Source organism: Halopenitus salinus (genome assembly GCF_042662125.1).
Lineage (GTDB): Archaea > Halobacteriota > Halobacteria > Halobacteriales > Haloferacaceae > Halopenitus > Halopenitus salinus.
In genome coordinates this window covers 205249-220225 of the sequence record NZ_JBHSXL010000008.1, presented here as the reverse complement: position 1 = coordinate 220225, position 14977 = coordinate 205249, and the positions used below count along the sequence as shown (strand labels likewise).

13 protein-coding genes are annotated in these 14977 nt (G+C 66.1%); 7 read left to right on the top strand and 6 right to left on the bottom strand.

What is annotated here, in order from left to right:
- Positions 1-25: 25 nt before the first annotated feature.
- Positions 26-667 carry an Era-like GTP-binding protein gene (locus tag ACFQE9_RS09310; protein WP_379743683.1) on the bottom strand — a complete coding sequence of 214 codons (642 nt, stop codon included), beginning with the start codon at positions 665-667 and terminating at the stop codon, positions 26-28.
- A gap of 1098 nt (positions 668-1765) precedes the next feature.
- Here ACFQE9_RS09310 and ACFQE9_RS09305 point away from each other — a divergent pair.
- Positions 1766-3826, top strand: coding sequence for a Cdc6/Cdc18 family protein (locus tag ACFQE9_RS09305; RefSeq protein WP_379743680.1), 2061 nt, complete (start codon positions 1766-1768; stop codon positions 3824-3826).
- A gap of 62 nt (positions 3827-3888) precedes the next feature.
- On the opposite strand, the gene ACFQE9_RS09300 is transcribed toward ACFQE9_RS09305, so the two are convergent.
- Entirely contained in the window at positions 3889-4962 is a 1074-nt protein-coding gene (locus ACFQE9_RS09300; protein WP_379743677.1) for a S26 family signal peptidase, read from the bottom strand.
- A gap of 151 nt (positions 4963-5113) precedes the next feature.
- Here ACFQE9_RS09300 and ACFQE9_RS09295 point away from each other — a divergent pair, with 151 nt between their 5' ends.
- Positions 5114-6889 carry a DNA-directed DNA polymerase II small subunit gene (locus ACFQE9_RS09295; protein ID WP_379743674.1) on the top strand — a complete coding sequence of 592 codons (1776 nt, stop codon included), beginning with the start codon at positions 5114-5116 and terminating at the stop codon, positions 6887-6889.
- Positions 6890-6927: 38 nt separating this feature from the next.
- On the opposite strand, the gene ACFQE9_RS09290 is transcribed toward ACFQE9_RS09295, so the two are convergent.
- On the bottom strand, positions 6928-7362 hold the full coding sequence (locus ACFQE9_RS09290; protein ID WP_379743671.1) for a hypothetical protein: 435 nt from the start codon (positions 7360-7362) through the stop codon (positions 6928-6930).
- A gap of 100 nt (positions 7363-7462) precedes the next feature.
- On the opposite strand from ACFQE9_RS09290, the gene ACFQE9_RS15260 reads away from it, so the two are divergent.
- Both ACFQE9_RS15260 and ACFQE9_RS09285 read left to right on the top strand, forming a co-directional pair.
- Entirely contained in the window at positions 7463-7552 is a 90-nt protein-coding gene (locus ACFQE9_RS15260; protein WP_464384449.1) for a hypothetical protein, read from the top strand.
- On the top strand, positions 7553-8377 hold the full coding sequence (locus ACFQE9_RS09285; RefSeq protein WP_379743668.1) for a DUF7089 family protein: 825 nt from the start codon (positions 7553-7555) through the stop codon (positions 8375-8377).
- Between the two features lie 41 nt (positions 8378-8418).
- On the opposite strand, the gene ACFQE9_RS09280 is transcribed toward ACFQE9_RS09285, so the two are convergent.
- Positions 8419-9000: a DUF7090 family protein gene (locus tag ACFQE9_RS09280; protein WP_379743665.1), complete on the bottom strand. Its 582-nt coding sequence runs from the start codon at positions 8998-9000 to the stop codon at positions 8419-8421.
- A 95-nt stretch (positions 9001-9095) separates the two neighbouring features.
- Positions 9096-9539, bottom strand: coding sequence for a DUF2391 domain-containing protein (locus ACFQE9_RS09275; protein ID WP_379743662.1), 444 nt, complete (start codon positions 9537-9539; stop codon positions 9096-9098).
- A gap of 127 nt (positions 9540-9666) precedes the next feature.
- On the opposite strand from ACFQE9_RS09275, the gene ACFQE9_RS09270 reads away from it, so the two are divergent.
- The 3 genes from ACFQE9_RS09270 (at position 9667) to ACFQE9_RS09260 (ending at position 13484) form a co-directional block, all read left to right on the top strand.
- Positions 9667-10347 carry a class I SAM-dependent methyltransferase gene (locus ACFQE9_RS09270; protein ID WP_379743659.1) on the top strand — a complete coding sequence of 227 codons (681 nt, stop codon included), beginning with the start codon at positions 9667-9669 and terminating at the stop codon, positions 10345-10347.
- A gap of 150 nt (positions 10348-10497) precedes the next feature.
- Positions 10498-11463: an MBL fold metallo-hydrolase gene (locus tag ACFQE9_RS09265; RefSeq protein WP_379743656.1), complete on the top strand. Its 966-nt coding sequence runs from the start codon at positions 10498-10500 to the stop codon at positions 11461-11463.
- On the top strand, positions 11460-13484 hold the full coding sequence (locus ACFQE9_RS09260) for an AMP-dependent synthetase/ligase (protein WP_379743654.1): 2025 nt from the start codon (positions 11460-11462) through the stop codon (positions 13482-13484). The genes ACFQE9_RS09265 and ACFQE9_RS09260 overlap by 4 nt, the downstream gene beginning before the upstream one ends.
- 54 nt (positions 13485-13538) lie before the next feature.
- On the opposite strand, the gene ACFQE9_RS09255 is transcribed toward ACFQE9_RS09260, so the two are convergent.
- On the bottom strand, positions 13539-14954 hold the full coding sequence (locus ACFQE9_RS09255; RefSeq protein WP_379743651.1) for a DHHA1 domain-containing protein: 1416 nt from the start codon (positions 14952-14954) through the stop codon (positions 13539-13541).
- Between the last annotated feature and the right edge of the window lie 23 nt (positions 14955-14977).

Below are 14977 nucleotides of genomic sequence, written 5' to 3'. Positions count from 1 at the left end.
GACTCGTCGGGTGTTGCCTCGGGCATTATCCGAAGTACTCCGCGATCTTGTCGTATACCTCGTCCATGTTGTCGCCCTCCAGGGCCGAAAGCGGGATCGTCTCGTGTTGGGGGAAGGCGTTCGCGACGCGCTGGACGTTCGATTCCGGGAGGTCGGTCTTGTTCGCGAGGATCAACACGGGGAGGTCCTGCGACTCGATGATCCCGATGAGCATCGTGTTGACCTGCGTGAACGGATCGCTTGAGGAGTCGAGGACATAGATGACGCCGTCGACGTCCTCGCGGAGCCAGTGCATCGCCTCCGCGACGCCCTCCGTGGCCTCGCGCGAGCGACGGACCGCGTCGTCCTTTTCCATCTCGTGGTCGAGGAACTCGGTGTAGTCGACCTTGGTCGTGACCCCGGGGGTGTCGACGATGTCGATCGTCACGGTCCGTCCGTTCCGTTCGATCTCGACGTCCTCCTTGCGACGAGCTCGTCTCGTCTCGTGGGGTATGTGGCTTTCCGGACCGACGGCGTCGCCGGTCCAGTCTCGGGCGATACGGTTCGCAAGCGTCGTCTTTCCGGCGTTTGGCGGTCCGTAGATGCCGATCCGCTTCGGCTCGTCCTCCGCAAACAGCCGGTCAGTGGCTCGCGAGATGCTGTCTTTGAGATTCGTGAGCAGTCCCATCCTGGCCTCCGTCCCTGCGACCGCGCGGGGAGTATACCGCAGTTTCCACGCCGCTCTCACTTAAGAACTGCGTCAGACGCGGCGAGGCCGGCGATTCCCCGGACCGTGGTTGAGGACGCGACATCGGCAGATATTGTGTGGCACGGTTCACAATACCGTGCGTCACGATCCGTGATATTGTGCGTCACGATCCGTGATATTGTATACCAGTATCTATTGAATATCGCGATCCGAGATGTCGCATACCATGCCCTACGGTCTTGCAGTAACGATGACGGATCCGTCGAGTTCTCGTCGATCGCCGAGGTCCGACGTTGGATTGGTGATAGGTCCGACGTTGGGTGAGTCCGGCGGCGGGTAAGTTGCACGTTGGATCGGTCCAACGTTGGGTCGGTGAGACGACCACCCCCCAACCCCTTCGTTTCGGGTGGAACTCGATCTGGAGGGGTGGGGGTCGGAGAGAGGGCGATCAAATAACGGTGGTTTTATTATGTGTTGTAGAGTAACGGACCCGTACTGCAGAAAGAGGTATTATTCACACCCAATATATATTTATTTTATCTATTCTACAGAGAATTATATTCCGGAATCCACTTCGAGCTCACGTCCAACGTCTTCCCTTCTGGTTCCACTCGAAACGAAGGGGTGGGGGGTCGGTGGATGGATGGAAGAAGACGAAGGGAAAAAGGCGTGATCGACCGAGTGCAGAGGATCAGGCCACGTCGATCGATATTTGATCGGACAGTACTCGTTGTCCGCTTCGGAGGATTCCTTGCAGACCAAGGCACACGTTGACTATCGAAACTATCGACGGTTTATGAATCGCTGATAATCCGTCCCGATCGTTGACTAGCAGCGTTCTCGCGACATGAGCCTGTGGGATCGATCCGTTCACCACACCTTCGATCCATTCGTCACACCCACCTTCCTTTCAATTGGAGAGGACAATACTTTTACCGTATGTGCACATCTGTTTCGCTTGCATCATCTGGACGCCCCGTCTCGAGCGATCTCACGTATCCATCGGGTTCATGCCGCCCAACGCCGATATCTCCGCTCCCTTCGGGGTGTTCTCCACATGAAACAGAGGGGTTGGAAATGGGTCAAAACGACACGACACAGGGGGAGGCGATCGACGAAACCGGTTCGAATAGTTCGACGCGAAAGGATCCATCCACGGCCCAGTCGGGATCCGATCCCGTCGAGGATCTCGACGAACAGGACGAGGAACAGGACGACGAACGTGATGGAGAAGCCGACGCTCGTGACGGGGATGACGACGAACGTGACGACGATGGCGATGTGACGTCAGGCGTCATAGACGACGCCACGACCGACGCTGACGACGATGTACCCGGTGACGACGATGTACTGACCGATGTCCACACGAAGACGATTCCGAACACCGGGGTGAATGACGACGCGGAGACGAACACGAATCCGAACGCGGAGACGAACGTGATCCCGGACTCCGCGGGGAACCCGAAGCCATCCGAAACCGGCCGATCGATCGGGGCCGACGTCGATTCACCCGATCCCTCGAGTCGCGATCGCTCCTCGCCGGACGTCGACCTCGACGGCGTGGTTCTCGACGACGAGGACGGCGACGAACAGACGCAGGGCCTCTTCGACGACCTGCTCTCCGGGGAGCCGATATTCGAGAACAAGGAGGTGCTTCGACCCTCCTACACCCCCCGTGAGCTTCCACACCGGAACGACCAGATCAACCGGATGGCCACGATTCTCGTCTCCGCGCTTCGCGGGGAGACCCCCTCCAACATCCTGATCTACGGAAAGACCGGCACCGGAAAGACCGCCTCCGCCAAGTTCGTCTCCAACGAGCTCGAGTCCACCTCGACGAAGTACGAGGTTCCCTGCGACGTTCAGTACATCAACTGCGAGGTGACCGATACACAGTACCGCGTGCTCGCGCAGCTCGCCAACGAGTTCATCGAGCAGAACGAGGCGGTCATCGACGACCGGATCGAGGAACTTCGGGAGCTCCGATCACGTCTCGAGGACGACTCCGACCCCGTCGACGACCGTTTCGACTCCACTGCCGACGCCGCTTCCGCCTCCGACTCCGCTCCGGACGACGGCGTGACCTCCGGCGATTCCACCTCCACCGATTCCACTCCCGTTGATTCCGTCTCCACCGATTCCGCCTCAAGCGATGCCGCCGATCCATCCGGCCCGATCGCCGGCTCCGAGTTCGACGACGTCGAGGCGATCGAGGACCGGATCGCCGAACTCGAGGACGACGCGGCGGACATGGAGGAGGTGCCCATGACCGGATGGCCCACCGACCGCGTCTACTCGACCTTCTTCGAGGCGGTCGACTATCGCGAGCGCGTGGTCGTCATCATGCTCGACGAGATCGACAAGCTCGTCGAGAAGTCCGGCGACGACACGCTGTATAACCTCTCGCGGATGAACTCGGAGCTCGACAACTCCCGGATCTCGATCATGGGGATCTCGAACGACCTGAAGTTCACCGACTTCCTCGATCCCCGGGTCAAATCGAGCCTCGGCGAGGAGGAGATCGTCTTTCCGCCCTACGACGCCAACCAGCTCCGTGACATCCTCCAGCACCGCGCCGACGTGGCGTTCAAACCCGACGCGCTCACCGACGACGTGATCCCGCTTTGTGCGGCCTTCGCCGCCCAGGAGCACGGTGACGCCCGACGCGCCCTCGATCTCCTCCGGACAGCCGGCGAGCTGGCCGAGCGGTCACAGGCCGAGATCGTCGGCGAGGAACACGTCCGACAGGCACAGGACAAGATCGAACTCGACCGCGTCGTCGAGGTGGTCAGAACGCTTCCGACCCAGAGCAAGATCGTCCTCTTTTCGATCATCCTCCTCGAGAAGAACGGCGTCCACAACATCAACACGGGAGAGGTGTTCAACATCTACAAACGCCTCTGTGAGGAGATCGACGCCGACGTGTTGACCCAGCGTCGCGTGACCGACCTCATCTCGGAACTCGACATGCTCGGCATCGTCAACGCCGTCGTCGTCTCGAAGGGCCGATACGGCCGGACCAAGGAGATGAGCCTCTCCGTCCCGCTCGAGGAGACCGAGGCCGTCCTCCTGTCGGACTCGCGGCTCGGCGACATCGAGAACGCCCAGCCGTTCGTTCAGGCTCGATTCGACAACTGATCCACGACTGATCCGTCCGATCGGCCGATCGGTCGAAATCCGTCGGGTCAGTTCTCGGCCGCTTACGTCCCCCGGACCCGTCCGTACGTGATCGCCGTGGCCCCGCCGACCGTGACGGTGACGGGATCGATCCCGTCGATCGGATCGAAATCCTCGAATCCTCCGGGGTCCGGAACGGACGCGACCGTCCCCTGTCCTCGGATCACCGTGTCGAAGAACTCCTCGGTCGTCGCCTCTCCGGTCGCGATCAGTCGGAGCCAGCCGAGGTAGGGGATCCGAACGCGAGCAACGCCGGTTATCCATTCGGATCGAACCGGCGGCGCGACCCCGTTCACCTGGTCGTACCGCGAGTTCGCATCCCCCTTCGTGATGTATCCCGAATGCGGGGCGGGACAGTGGGTGATATCCGAACAATCCTGGCTCCCGAGGTATCGCTCGTCCGCCCGATCGACCCAGTTTTCTCCCCCCTCGACGTGGAACCTGGCGCGGTGAATGATCGGCGACCCGATCCGTCCCGGGTGGGAGAACACCACTACGGACCCGTAGGTCCCGAACGAACGATATCCGGCGTCCTCCCCGCGCTCGTAGGACACTATCCCCCGATCGTTCGTCGCCGCCTCGGGGGCGAACCGTCCCGGATCCGTGACCACGATCAGGTCGCCTTTCACCATGTTCGGATCCATGCTTCCCGACTCGACGGCCACCATCGGCGGCCACACCCCGCTCACTCCGAACAGGAGCAACCCGACGAGAAGCACGATCAACACGCTCGTCGCCATCTCGCGGATCCACATCGCCGGCCCCCGGTCGGCCGAGAGGAACCGTCGGATGGCGCCCGTCGCGCCCGAATTCTCGTTTTCGATCGATTCTCGAGTTTCGTTTCGGCTCCACTCGAAGCCGTCGATCGGGTCGGCCGATTCGCTCTCGAGACTTCGTCTCTCGGGACTGCGGTCCGGATCGGAACTGACTCTTGGATCCGGTTCGGCTCCAACCCCGGAATCGACGTCGTGGTTTCCCGCTTCTCCGCTCCCGTCTTCACCGTTCGCCGCTTCCTCGGTGGAGCGGTCGGATCGGACGTTCTCCGTCCCCGTTCGATCGCCCGACGGCTCGTCCGATCGACCTCCTCCCGAACCCATTACCCGTCCGTTCGTCGTGTTCCGGTTTGAAGGTTCTGGGTCGAGCGAGGCGTTCTTCCGTTCGACTTCGCTTTCGAGTCGATCCGCGTTCCCCCGTTCGGAAGCTTCCCCGTTCGGCATTCTTTTGGCCCCGCTTCCCCTGCGGTCTGACGTGCCACTCGAGACGACCTCCCGGATCGTGGCCGAGCTCGCGGACCGCGGCTACAACGCCGAGCGCGAGGCCGTCACGCTGATCGCGAACGCGGGCGACCCGGACGCCACGCTCGAGGACGTCGTCGAGACGGCTCCCGAGGACGCACTCCGGATCACCGCCGACCACGTCCGCTCCGTCACGTCGTCGGACCCCTCCGTTTCGACTCGAACCACCGCCGATCCATCCGGCGAATCGGAACGCCGATCTCCAGTTGAAACGAAGGGGTCTACACACGGGGACAAAGTCGACCCGGAAGCCGATCGGGAGACGGACGAATTCGATCGCGGACGCGAGGGAACATCGATCGGTTCGCCTGGGGAGGGGAGGACGACCGACACCGCTTCCGATCGAGATTCCGCGCCCCCTGGCGGCCGGACCGTGTCCGCGGAATCACCTGCGTCATCCACGGACGGTCCCGGCCCGACCACGGACGGTCCGGATACCGCCACGGAGGGCCCGAACGCCTCCACGGAGGCCCCGAACACCCCCACGGAGCGATCGACGTCCACGGAACGATCGGCTCCCGTGGAACGGGCGATCGAGATCGCGGACGACATGACCGGGCGAAGCACCGGTACGGGGGAATACGCCGACTTCGTCAGAACCTTCCGTGACCGGTACGAGCGGCTCTCGAGGCTGCTCGGCGGCCGCGTCAACCACCGGCCGGCCAGCGCGATCGCGGACATGCCGGGCGGCAGCGACGCGGCGATGATCGGCCTCGTCAACGACGTGCGATCGACGAAGTCCGGCCACTGGCTCGTCGAACTCGAGGACACCACGGGGACGTTTCCGGCGTTGATCATGAAGGATAAGGGGATCGCGGACCTCGTCGACGAGATCCTCCTGGACGAGTGTCTCGCGATCGACGGGACGCTCTCGGACGACGCCGGGATCCTCTTTGCGGATTCGGTCCACTTCCCGGACGTCCCCCGGACGTTCCAGCCGAGCTTCGCGGACCGGCAGGTCCAGGCCGCGCTCATCTCGGACGTTCACGTCGGCTCCCAGGAGTTCATGCGGGACGCCTGGCAGTCGTTTTCCAGCTGGCTCCACACCGAGGAGGCCGAGGCGATCGAGTACCTGCTCATCGCCGGCGACATGGTCGAGGGCGTCGGCGTCTATCCCGACCAGGACGAGGAGCTCGACATCGTCGACATCTACGAGCAGTACGAGCGGTTCTCCGAGCACCTCAAGGAGGTTCCCGCCGACCTCGAGGTCGTCATGATCCCCGGCAACCACGACGCCGTCCGGCTCGCGGAACCCCAACCCGCCTTCGACGAGGAGCTCCGGGGCATCATGTCCGCTCACGACTCGCGGATCGTCTCGAACCCGGCCATGGTCACCGTCGAGAACGTCTCGGTGTTGATGTACCACGGCGTCTCGCTCGACGAGGTCATCGCGGAGCTCCCCGCCGAGAAGGCGAGCTACGACGAGCCCCACCGGGCGATGTACCAGCTCCTCAAGAAGCGCCACGTCGCCCCGCAGTTCGGCGGCCACACGCGGGTGGCCCCGGAGGAGCGCGACCACCTGGTGATCGAGAACGTCCCCGAGGTGTTTCACACCGGCCACGTCCACAAGCTCGGCTGGGGGAAGTACCACAACGTGCTCGCGGTCAACTCCGGGTGCTGGCAGGCTCAGACCGACTTCCAGCGGTCCGTCAACATCGATCCCGACGCCGGCTTCGCTCCCGTCCTCGATCTCGACACGCTCGAGATGACCGTCCACAAGTTCTCGTGATCGGATCTCCTCGAACGGGGCTGTTCTCCCGTCCAGCATCACCGTCGGTCGTCGACCTCGATCCGATAGCGAACCGTCGGCGTCCCCTCGAATCGTGGACCAGCGCCCGCCCGATCGAATCCGGCATCCTCCAACAGCTCTCGACGCTCCGTCTCCTCCCGGTCCACGATCGCCTCGATCGCCAGTCCCTCGCCGGACGCGAAGCGTTTCGGCTCCTCCAACAGGCGTTTCAACGCCGTCCGATCGCCGTCCAATCCGGTCACGTGGACGGTACCCCTGCGGGCGTCGAAGGCGACGTATCCGATCGGTTCGTCCGACGCCTCGGCGGCCTCGCGAGTCGATCCGGGCTCGTCGTTCGCGACCGCCACGCGGACCGAGCGGTCGTGAACCATCTCGCGAGCGGCGTCGACGGGCCGTCCCGACAGCGCCGCGATCGCCTCCGCGTCGTTCTCGACGGCGTCTCGTACGCGCACGGTCGGTGATCGGTCGAACTACACTTAAAAACATCCACCGGAGCTTCCCGTCTCGGGACGAACCGGATGGATTTAAGCGACCGGCGATCCGAGCCACGGTATGAGCACCCCAACGAAGGTCGTCCTCGGAACGGTCGGCGCCTCGGCTGTTCTTTCGATCCTCATCGTCCTGATGTACGCGTTCGGCTGAATGTTCTCGACGCGCGAGCTTCCGGCGGACCTCGAGGCGGTTCGGTCGACGCACGCGCCGGGGACTCCGGTCCTCGATGCGGACGCCGACTTCGAGACGATCCCGCCGGCCGCGGCCGAGGACCTCGGGCTCCTCGTCGATCGACTCGATCCGGCGAGCCACCCGACCGACTGGCTCCCCGAGGACGCGCCACAGGTTCTGTACCGCTACTGCGGCGGGGATTTCACCGTCGGAATGCCCGGCGACGGGACCGTCGTTTGGACCGATCAGACGGTTCCGGAGACGGTGATCTGCAAGCGCCGCGGCGAGCACACGCCCGACGACTTCCTCGCGTTCCTGATCGCGCGCGCCCTCGTCGAGATCGGCGCGGAAGCCCCGAACGGAACCGCGATCCCGGACCACTTTCTCCCCTTCTTCGGCGAGCGATACCGCGATCTCGACGCCGCGATACGCGGCACCGACGCCCTCGGCGATCCCGGGCCGGCGGACGTCTATCAGATCGCCAACGCGCTCTTCGACGCCTGGATCGGCCTCGTGACCCGCGAGACCTTCGCCGGGTGGGCGGGCGAACACGACCGGCTCCACGACGCGTGGGTTGACGCCGGCGATCGACTGACCGATCGCCTCGAGGCGCTCCCCGGACGGATCGCCCGCGGGGAGACCGACTTCGCCGCCGCGACCGAGTACGCCTGCTCCGCGGTCCGCCACGACCTCGACCTCCCGGCGCCGTTCGCGGCCCTCGACGCCTCGGTCTACCTCGAACACGGGCCCGACTACGCGGTGGCTTGGACCGAACGCACGCTCGAGGCGCTGGACGGCGATTAGTGGTGGGTGGTGGGCGGATCGTGATGAACGATCGCTGATCGCTACCGCATCTCGACCGTCACGCTGCCGTCCGCCTGCAGGTCGACGACGCCGTCGAAGAGCTCCCGAAACCGATCGATGTGCGCGTCGTCGTGGACCTCCTTCGAGAGGTGAAACAGCCCGACTGCGTCGTGTTCGTCGAGCAGCTCGAGGATCGAGGCGGCCGCCTCCTGTGCCGCCTCCTCGTCCGCGTAGTAGGCCATCTCCGTCAGCGAGTCGATCGAGACGCGGAGCTTCCCGTCGTGTTCCGCGAGGAAGCGCTCTATCGAGTCGACCACGCCGTCGAGGTCGTCCGGCGAGGCGACGTAGTGGACGTCGTCGCCGGACCGTCGCGAGTATCCCCGTTCGACCGAGATCGTATCGAGGATCGTCGCCGTCGACTCGTCGACGTCGTAGTACTCGAGCTTCTGTTCGACCTCGCGGGCCGTCGTCCGCGTCGAGACCACGAGAAACGCGTCGGTATCGGCCTTCAGGAAGTCGGTGTCGATGCGGTCGGTCTCGCCGATGCTCGGGTGTATCAAAAGCAGTCCGGTGCCGCCGGGGATCGTTTCGGGGCCGTTCTCGATGGCCAACGTGTACTCCATACACGCCGCTACCCCCGAACGGACTTAACTGGTTTGCAGGCGCGAGATCGATCCCGGGAGGCACCCTTTGATTCCGCAACCGCATCCAGCAACGATCAGAACACGCTGTCGGCCGTCGCCGCCCCGACGACGCTGAAGACGGCGCCGACGGTGACCGCCTTCGCGGTCGTGATCCACACCGCCCGTCCGGTCATCCCTTGGTCGATCAGGAAGGTCTCCGGCGCGTCGAAAAGCAGCGCGAGAACTAACACCGATCCGAACGACACCGTCATCAGCGACAGAAACCGGATCGGGATCCCGGCGACCGCCTGTTCCTCCTCGGGCTCGCGGCCGGTGTCGGCCCGGTAGAGCGCCGCGTATCCGATCGCCGCGACGACGCCGGCCGTCAGGACGGCCTGGATCGCGTTCATCCCCCTCGCGAGGACCCACACCTCCTCGGTCACGACGAAGGGTCCCGCAAGCAGGAACCCGCCGACGGTCTGCTGGGCCGAGTCCGCGATCCGGAAGTTCGGCCGGCGGAGCGCCCGCGGTCGTTTCATACGCCGCGTCGGTTCCCCTGGGTCAAAAATCCGCCGTTGGAAACGCGGTCGGTCCCGTTGGACGCGACCGAGCGCTCCGAGTCCGAGCGTCCGAACCGGTTTTCACCTCGCCGCACGCACGTTGAGTATGAGCGTTCGCGAGGAGTTCGACGACTGGGCGGCGGAGGGACGCGACCGGGGCATGGAGCGGCGACACTGGCACACCGCGAAACACGTTCTGGCCCGGATGCCGGTCGAACCGGGCGACGCCGTCGTCGATCTCGGCACCGGATCGGGATACGCGCTTCGCGCCCTTCGCGAACGGGACATCGGATCCGGATACGGTCTCGACGGCGCTCCGGAGATGGTTCGGAACGCCCGCGAGTACACGGACGACGCGGCGATCGAGTTTCTGGTCGGCGACTTCGACGCGCTCCCGTTTCGCGACGACGCCGTCGATCACGTCTTCTCGATGGAGGCGTTCTACTACGCGAGCGACCCCCACTCGACGCTCTCGGAGGTTCGACGCGTCCTCAAACCCGGCGGGACGTTCTACTGTGCCGTCAACTTCTTCGCCGAGAGCGAGCACACCCACGAGTGGCAGGAGAAGATCTCCGTGGACATGACCCTGTGGAACCGCGCGCAGTATCGCGAGGCGTTCCGCGAGGCGGGGCTGTTCGTCGCCGCACAGGACGCGATCCCCGACCGCGAGACGGAGATCCCGCCGGCCGAGGAGTTCCCCACCGAGGACTGGGAGACGCGCGAGGCGATGGTCGACCGGTATCGGACGTGGGGAACGCTTCTTACCGTCGGCGTCTCACCGGAGTGAGACGTCCGACCGCTTTGGCGTCTCACCGGAGTGAGACGTCCGACCGCTTTGGTGTCTCACCGGAGTGAGACGTCCGACCGCTTTGGCGTCTCACCGGAGTGAGACGTCCGACCGACAACGCTTAACCGACCACCCGAGACACGTTCGCGTGTGAGACGCCACCATCCACGCGCCGCCGACGGAAGCGGACTCGAACCGGGGGCGTTCGAGGCGGTCCGCGGCGTCGAGGACCTGTATTACCACGAGACCGGGATGTACGGGACGACCGGATACGGGTCGGTCTACGTCTACGATACCCCCGATCCGGCCGTGATCGACACGGGGATCGGAACGAACCGCGAGCTGCTCTTCGAGACGCTCTCCGAGCTCGGCATCGACGCCGCCGACCTCGCGTGGATCCTCCCGACCCACGCCCACCTCGATCACGCGGGCGGTGCGGGGTTCCTCGCGGAACGGTACCCGAACGCCGCGGTCCGGATCCACGAACGCGGCGTCCGCCACCTGGTCGATCCGACCCGGCTCGTCGAGGGGACGAAGGCAGCCGTCGGCGACCAGTGGCGCCACTACGTCGAACCCGAACCCGTCCCCGACGACCGCATCGACGGCCTCGCCGACGGCGATCCGATCGACCTCGGCGACCGTCGACTCGACGTCTACGGGGCCCCGGGCCACGCCCCACACCAGACGATCTTCCACGAGCCGGACGACGGCGTCGTCTTCACGGCCGACGCGGCCGGCATCTACGTCCCCCGGATCGACGCGATCCGGCCGACCGCCCCGCCGCCGCAGTTCGACCTCGACGCGTCGCTGTCCGACGCCTCCACGATCGCGGGTCTCGACCCCGAAGTGCTCTGTTTCTCCCACTTCGGCCCCCGAAAGTACGACTCCGAGATCGTTCCGCGCATAAAGCGGACCTACGTCGAGTGGGTACAGGCCGTGAGAGAGAAACGCGCCGAACTCGGCGACGACGAGACGGTCGTTCGGCACTTCCGGGAGACGGCCGACTCGGAGGGCGTCTGGACCGAAGAGCGCGTGCGTGCGAACGCCGCACTCAACGCACGCGGCGTGTTATCCCACCTCGATCGGGAGGACTCTCCCGAGGAGGAGCCGCGATGAGCTACCGCGAGGCCGAGTCGCAGTTCTCGGAGCGACTGTCGCTGCCCGGGACGATCCCGCGGACGTTCGACCGCTGTGCCGAGCGCTACGGCGACCGGACCGCCCAACGCTACAAGGGCGGCGTCCACGATCGCTCGCTGGTCGAGGCAGGCGTGATCCCGGAGGCGCCGGACGGCTCGTACGCCGGGATCGATTACGACCGGATGCGATCGATCGTGGAACGCCTGGCCGCGGGGTTTCGCGAGGTCGGCGTCGGACCGGGAACGCGGGTCGCGATCTACGCTCGGACGCGCATGGAGTGGGCCCACGTCGACTTCGCCGTTCTCGCGGCCGGCGGCGTCGTCACCACCGTCTATCCGTCGGCGTCCCCCTCCCGGCTTCGCCACCTCCTCGACGACGCCACGGCGACCGTCGTCGTGGGCGAACACGCCGACCACGTCCAACGGGTCCGCGAGATCGAAGACGAGCTGGGTCACGACCTTCGAGCCGTCGTCACGATGGATGCAGTCTCGGACGGTGTCGCCGGTGCGGAGGCTTCCGACGCGCCGTCCGGCTCCGAGTGTCCGACCCTCTCTCTCGGCGACCTGTACGAGCGCGGATCGGCGTCCTTCGATCGGGCCGCCTACGACTCCTGGCTCGTGGACCGGCGGGCGGACGACCTCGCGAGCCTCATCTACACCTCGGGGACGACCGGCCGACCCAAGGGCGTCATGCTCACCCACCGAAACCTCCGGGCGAACATCGCGCAGTGTTACACCCGGCTCGGGCCGCGCCGGCACGCCGGATCGTCGGATCGTGGCTCGGAAACGCTGGACGACACGTCCGGAACGCCGCACCTCGGTTCCCACTCGACGGCGCTCTCCTACCTCCCGCTCGCCCACGTCTTCGAGCGGCTGGTCGGCCACTACCTCATGTTCGCCTCCGGCGCCACCGTCGCCTACGCCGAGAGCCCCGACACGCTCGCGGAGGACCTCTCGCTCGTCTCCCCGACCGTCGCGACCGGCGTGCCTCGCGTCTACGAGAAGCTCGACGCCGCGATCCGCAGGAACGTCGCCGAGTCATCGATCAAAGCGCGGCTCCTCGAGTGGGCGATCGACGTCGGCTCGTCGTCCGACCTCCGCCGAACCGCACCCGATGGTCCGCTCTCCTCGCTCAAACGTTCCGTCGCCGACTCGCTCGTGCTCTCGTCCGCTCGGGAGGCGTTCGGCGGCGAGATCGACTTCCTCATCTCCGGCGGCGGCCCGCTCTCCTCGGATCTCTGTGACCGCTATCACGCGATGGGCGTCCCGATCCTCGAGGGATACGGCCTCACGGAGACCTCGCCAGTCGTCTCGCTCAACCCGCCGGACGCGCCCGAAGTCGGTACCATCGGCCCGCCCGTGATCGACACCGACGTCAGCCTCGATCGCTCGGTGGGAGGGGATCTGGAACCCGATCGCGGCGGCGAGATCGGCGAGCTCCTGGTCGAGGGACCGCAGGTGACGAACGGTTACCTCGACGCTCCCGAGGCGAACCGGGAGGCGTTCACCGACGACGGCCGGTTCCGGACCGGCGACGTCGTCGAGTTGCGCCCCGACGGCTATATCGAGTTCCGCGGGCGCGCCGACAGCCTCATCGTCCTCTCGACCGGCAAGACGGTCGCGCCCGAACCGATCGAGGACGCGCTCGCCGGGAGCGACCTCGTCGAGACCGGGCTGGTCGTCGGGGACGCTCGGAAGTTCGTCGGCGCACTCGTCGTCCCCGACGTCGAGGCGCTTTCGGCGTGGGCCGCCGACCGCGGGATCGACCTGCCCGACGACCGCGCGGCGATATGTGCGGACGATCGTGTCCGCGAGCGGATCGCCGAAACGGTCGATCGGGTCAACGAGGGATTCGAATCCCACGAGCGGATCAAGCGGTTTCGGCTCGTCCCCGAACCCTTCACTCGGGAGAACGGCCTCCTCACCCCGACGATGAAGAAGAAACGTCGCGCGATCCGTGACCGATACGCCGCCGCCTTCGAGTCGATCTACGAGGAGTGAGCCGTCGACGGAGGCGTTCTCGCTGCCCGCTCATCCGGGTTGACCGCCGCCCACTCACCCGAGCTGATCGCCGACGATCGCGTTCGCGGTCTCGAGGAACTCCCGCCGTGTTCCGTCGGGGATCGTCGCCCCCGCGGCGACGTCGTGGCCGCCGCCCTCGCCCTCGACGGCCCGCGACGCCTCGCCCATGACGGCCGAGAGGTCGAGCCCCTTTCGGACCAGCCGATGTGACCCGCGTGCGGACACCTTCAGGTGGTCGGCGTCCTTTCTCGCGAACGCGACGATCGGCTTCGAGGCGTCGACCGCGGGCGAGCCGATCGCCATTCCGGCGACGATCCCGACGATCGTCTCGCGGATCCGCGACCCGGCGTCGAACCATTGGAGGTGATCCTCGTGGGTCACTCCCTCGGCCTTCACGAACTGCAGTCCCTCCGAGAGGTTCCGCCGGTGGTTTCGCAGGAGGGTTCGCGCCTGCTCGAGGGCCGCCCCGCGCTCGCCGAGACAGACCGCGAGTCCGACGTCCGCGCGCTCGTACCGCGCCGTCGCGTTGAGCAGGGTCGAGAACTCGCTGACGTCGCGTAGCTCGGTGCCCGGCTCCTCGTCGGTGAGGGTGTAGGCGGTCCCGACCAGCTCCTCGATCCGGTCCGCGGGCACGCCGCTCGCGACCGCCCGCTGCATCAGCGCGCTCGCGAGCGTTCGCCGGTCCTCGTCGGTGAGATCGACCCACCGACGCCACTCGCCGTCCTCGGAGCGCAACTCGAGATCGAGGTCCGACAGGAACGCGATCGCGCCCGCCTCGTCGTTCGAGACGCCGGGGATCCGCACGTCGCTCGCGTACTCGAGAAGCTTCGGCAGGGGCCGGGTCTGTTTCCCGTAGAGGGTTAGATCCGTTCCGCTCTCGACCACACCGGCCGAGACGGCGTGGTCGACGATCCCCTCGTTCGCCCCGGTCAGTCCCTCGGTACCGCCCTGCATGTCGCCGATCGCTCCCACGACCGCAAGCGCCGCGAGGTCGCGATTCTCGGGGTCCAGCGCGTGTGCGAGCACGTAGCTCGCGCCCGCCCCCGACAGCTCCGACGCGCCGTCGAGTCCGAAGAGCAGCGGATTGAGGTGGTACTCCGTCTCGGCGTCGGCGGGCTGGTGGTGGTCCGCGATCACCGGGGTGAACGCGCCCGCCGCCTCGTGTTCGGCGATCGCGTCCAGCTGGCCGGAGCCGAAGTCGGTGAACAGGACGGTGTCGAACTCGCGTTCCGCGATCGCCGCGATCGACTCCTCGTCGAGCTGCTTCTCGAAGACGACCTCGTGGTCGATCCCCGCCCGCGAGAGCGCGCTCGTGGCGATCGCGCCGCTCGTGAGCCCGTCCGCGTCGATGTGGGAGGCGAGCAGGACGCGGTCGGCCTCACGCAGGCGGGTCGCGCACGCCTCGGCGCGTTCGGCGAGGGCTGGAACGGGTGGACCGGCGACGGACATGTCCGTGAATAGTCGCTCCATCC

What these genes read in the sequence shown, in the direction of transcription:
- ACFQE9_RS09285 (WP_379743668.1), top strand. Translation starts at nt 7,553, where the DNA reads ATGTTCTCGACGCGCGAGCTTCCGGCGGACCTCGAGGCGGTTCGGTCG.
- ACFQE9_RS09310 (WP_379743683.1), bottom strand. Translation starts at nt 667, where the DNA reads ATGGGACTGCTCACGAATCTCAAAGACAGCATCTCGCGAGCCACTGAC.
- ACFQE9_RS09280 (WP_379743665.1), bottom strand. Translation starts at nt 9,000, where the DNA reads ATGGAGTACACGTTGGCCATCGAGAACGGCCCCGAAACGATCCCCGGC.
- ACFQE9_RS09255 (WP_379743651.1), bottom strand. Translation starts at nt 14,954, where the DNA reads ATGTCCGTCGCCGGTCCACCCGTTCCAGCCCTCGCCGAACGCGCCGAG.
- ACFQE9_RS15260 (WP_464384449.1), top strand. Translation starts at nt 7,463, where the DNA reads ATGAGCACCCCAACGAAGGTCGTCCTCGGAACGGTCGGCGCCTCGGCT.
- ACFQE9_RS09300 (WP_379743677.1), bottom strand. Translation starts at nt 4,962, where the DNA reads ATGGGTTCGGGAGGAGGTCGATCGGACGAGCCGTCGGGCGATCGAACG.
- ACFQE9_RS09260 (WP_379743654.1), top strand. Translation starts at nt 11,460, where the DNA reads ATGAGCTACCGCGAGGCCGAGTCGCAGTTCTCGGAGCGACTGTCGCTG.
- ACFQE9_RS09270 (WP_379743659.1), top strand. Translation starts at nt 9,667, where the DNA reads ATGAGCGTTCGCGAGGAGTTCGACGACTGGGCGGCGGAGGGACGCGAC.
- ACFQE9_RS09305 (WP_379743680.1), top strand. Translation starts at nt 1,766, where the DNA reads ATGGGTCAAAACGACACGACACAGGGGGAGGCGATCGACGAAACCGGT.
- ACFQE9_RS09275 (WP_379743662.1), bottom strand. Translation starts at nt 9,539, where the DNA reads ATGAAACGACCGCGGGCGCTCCGCCGGCCGAACTTCCGGATCGCGGAC.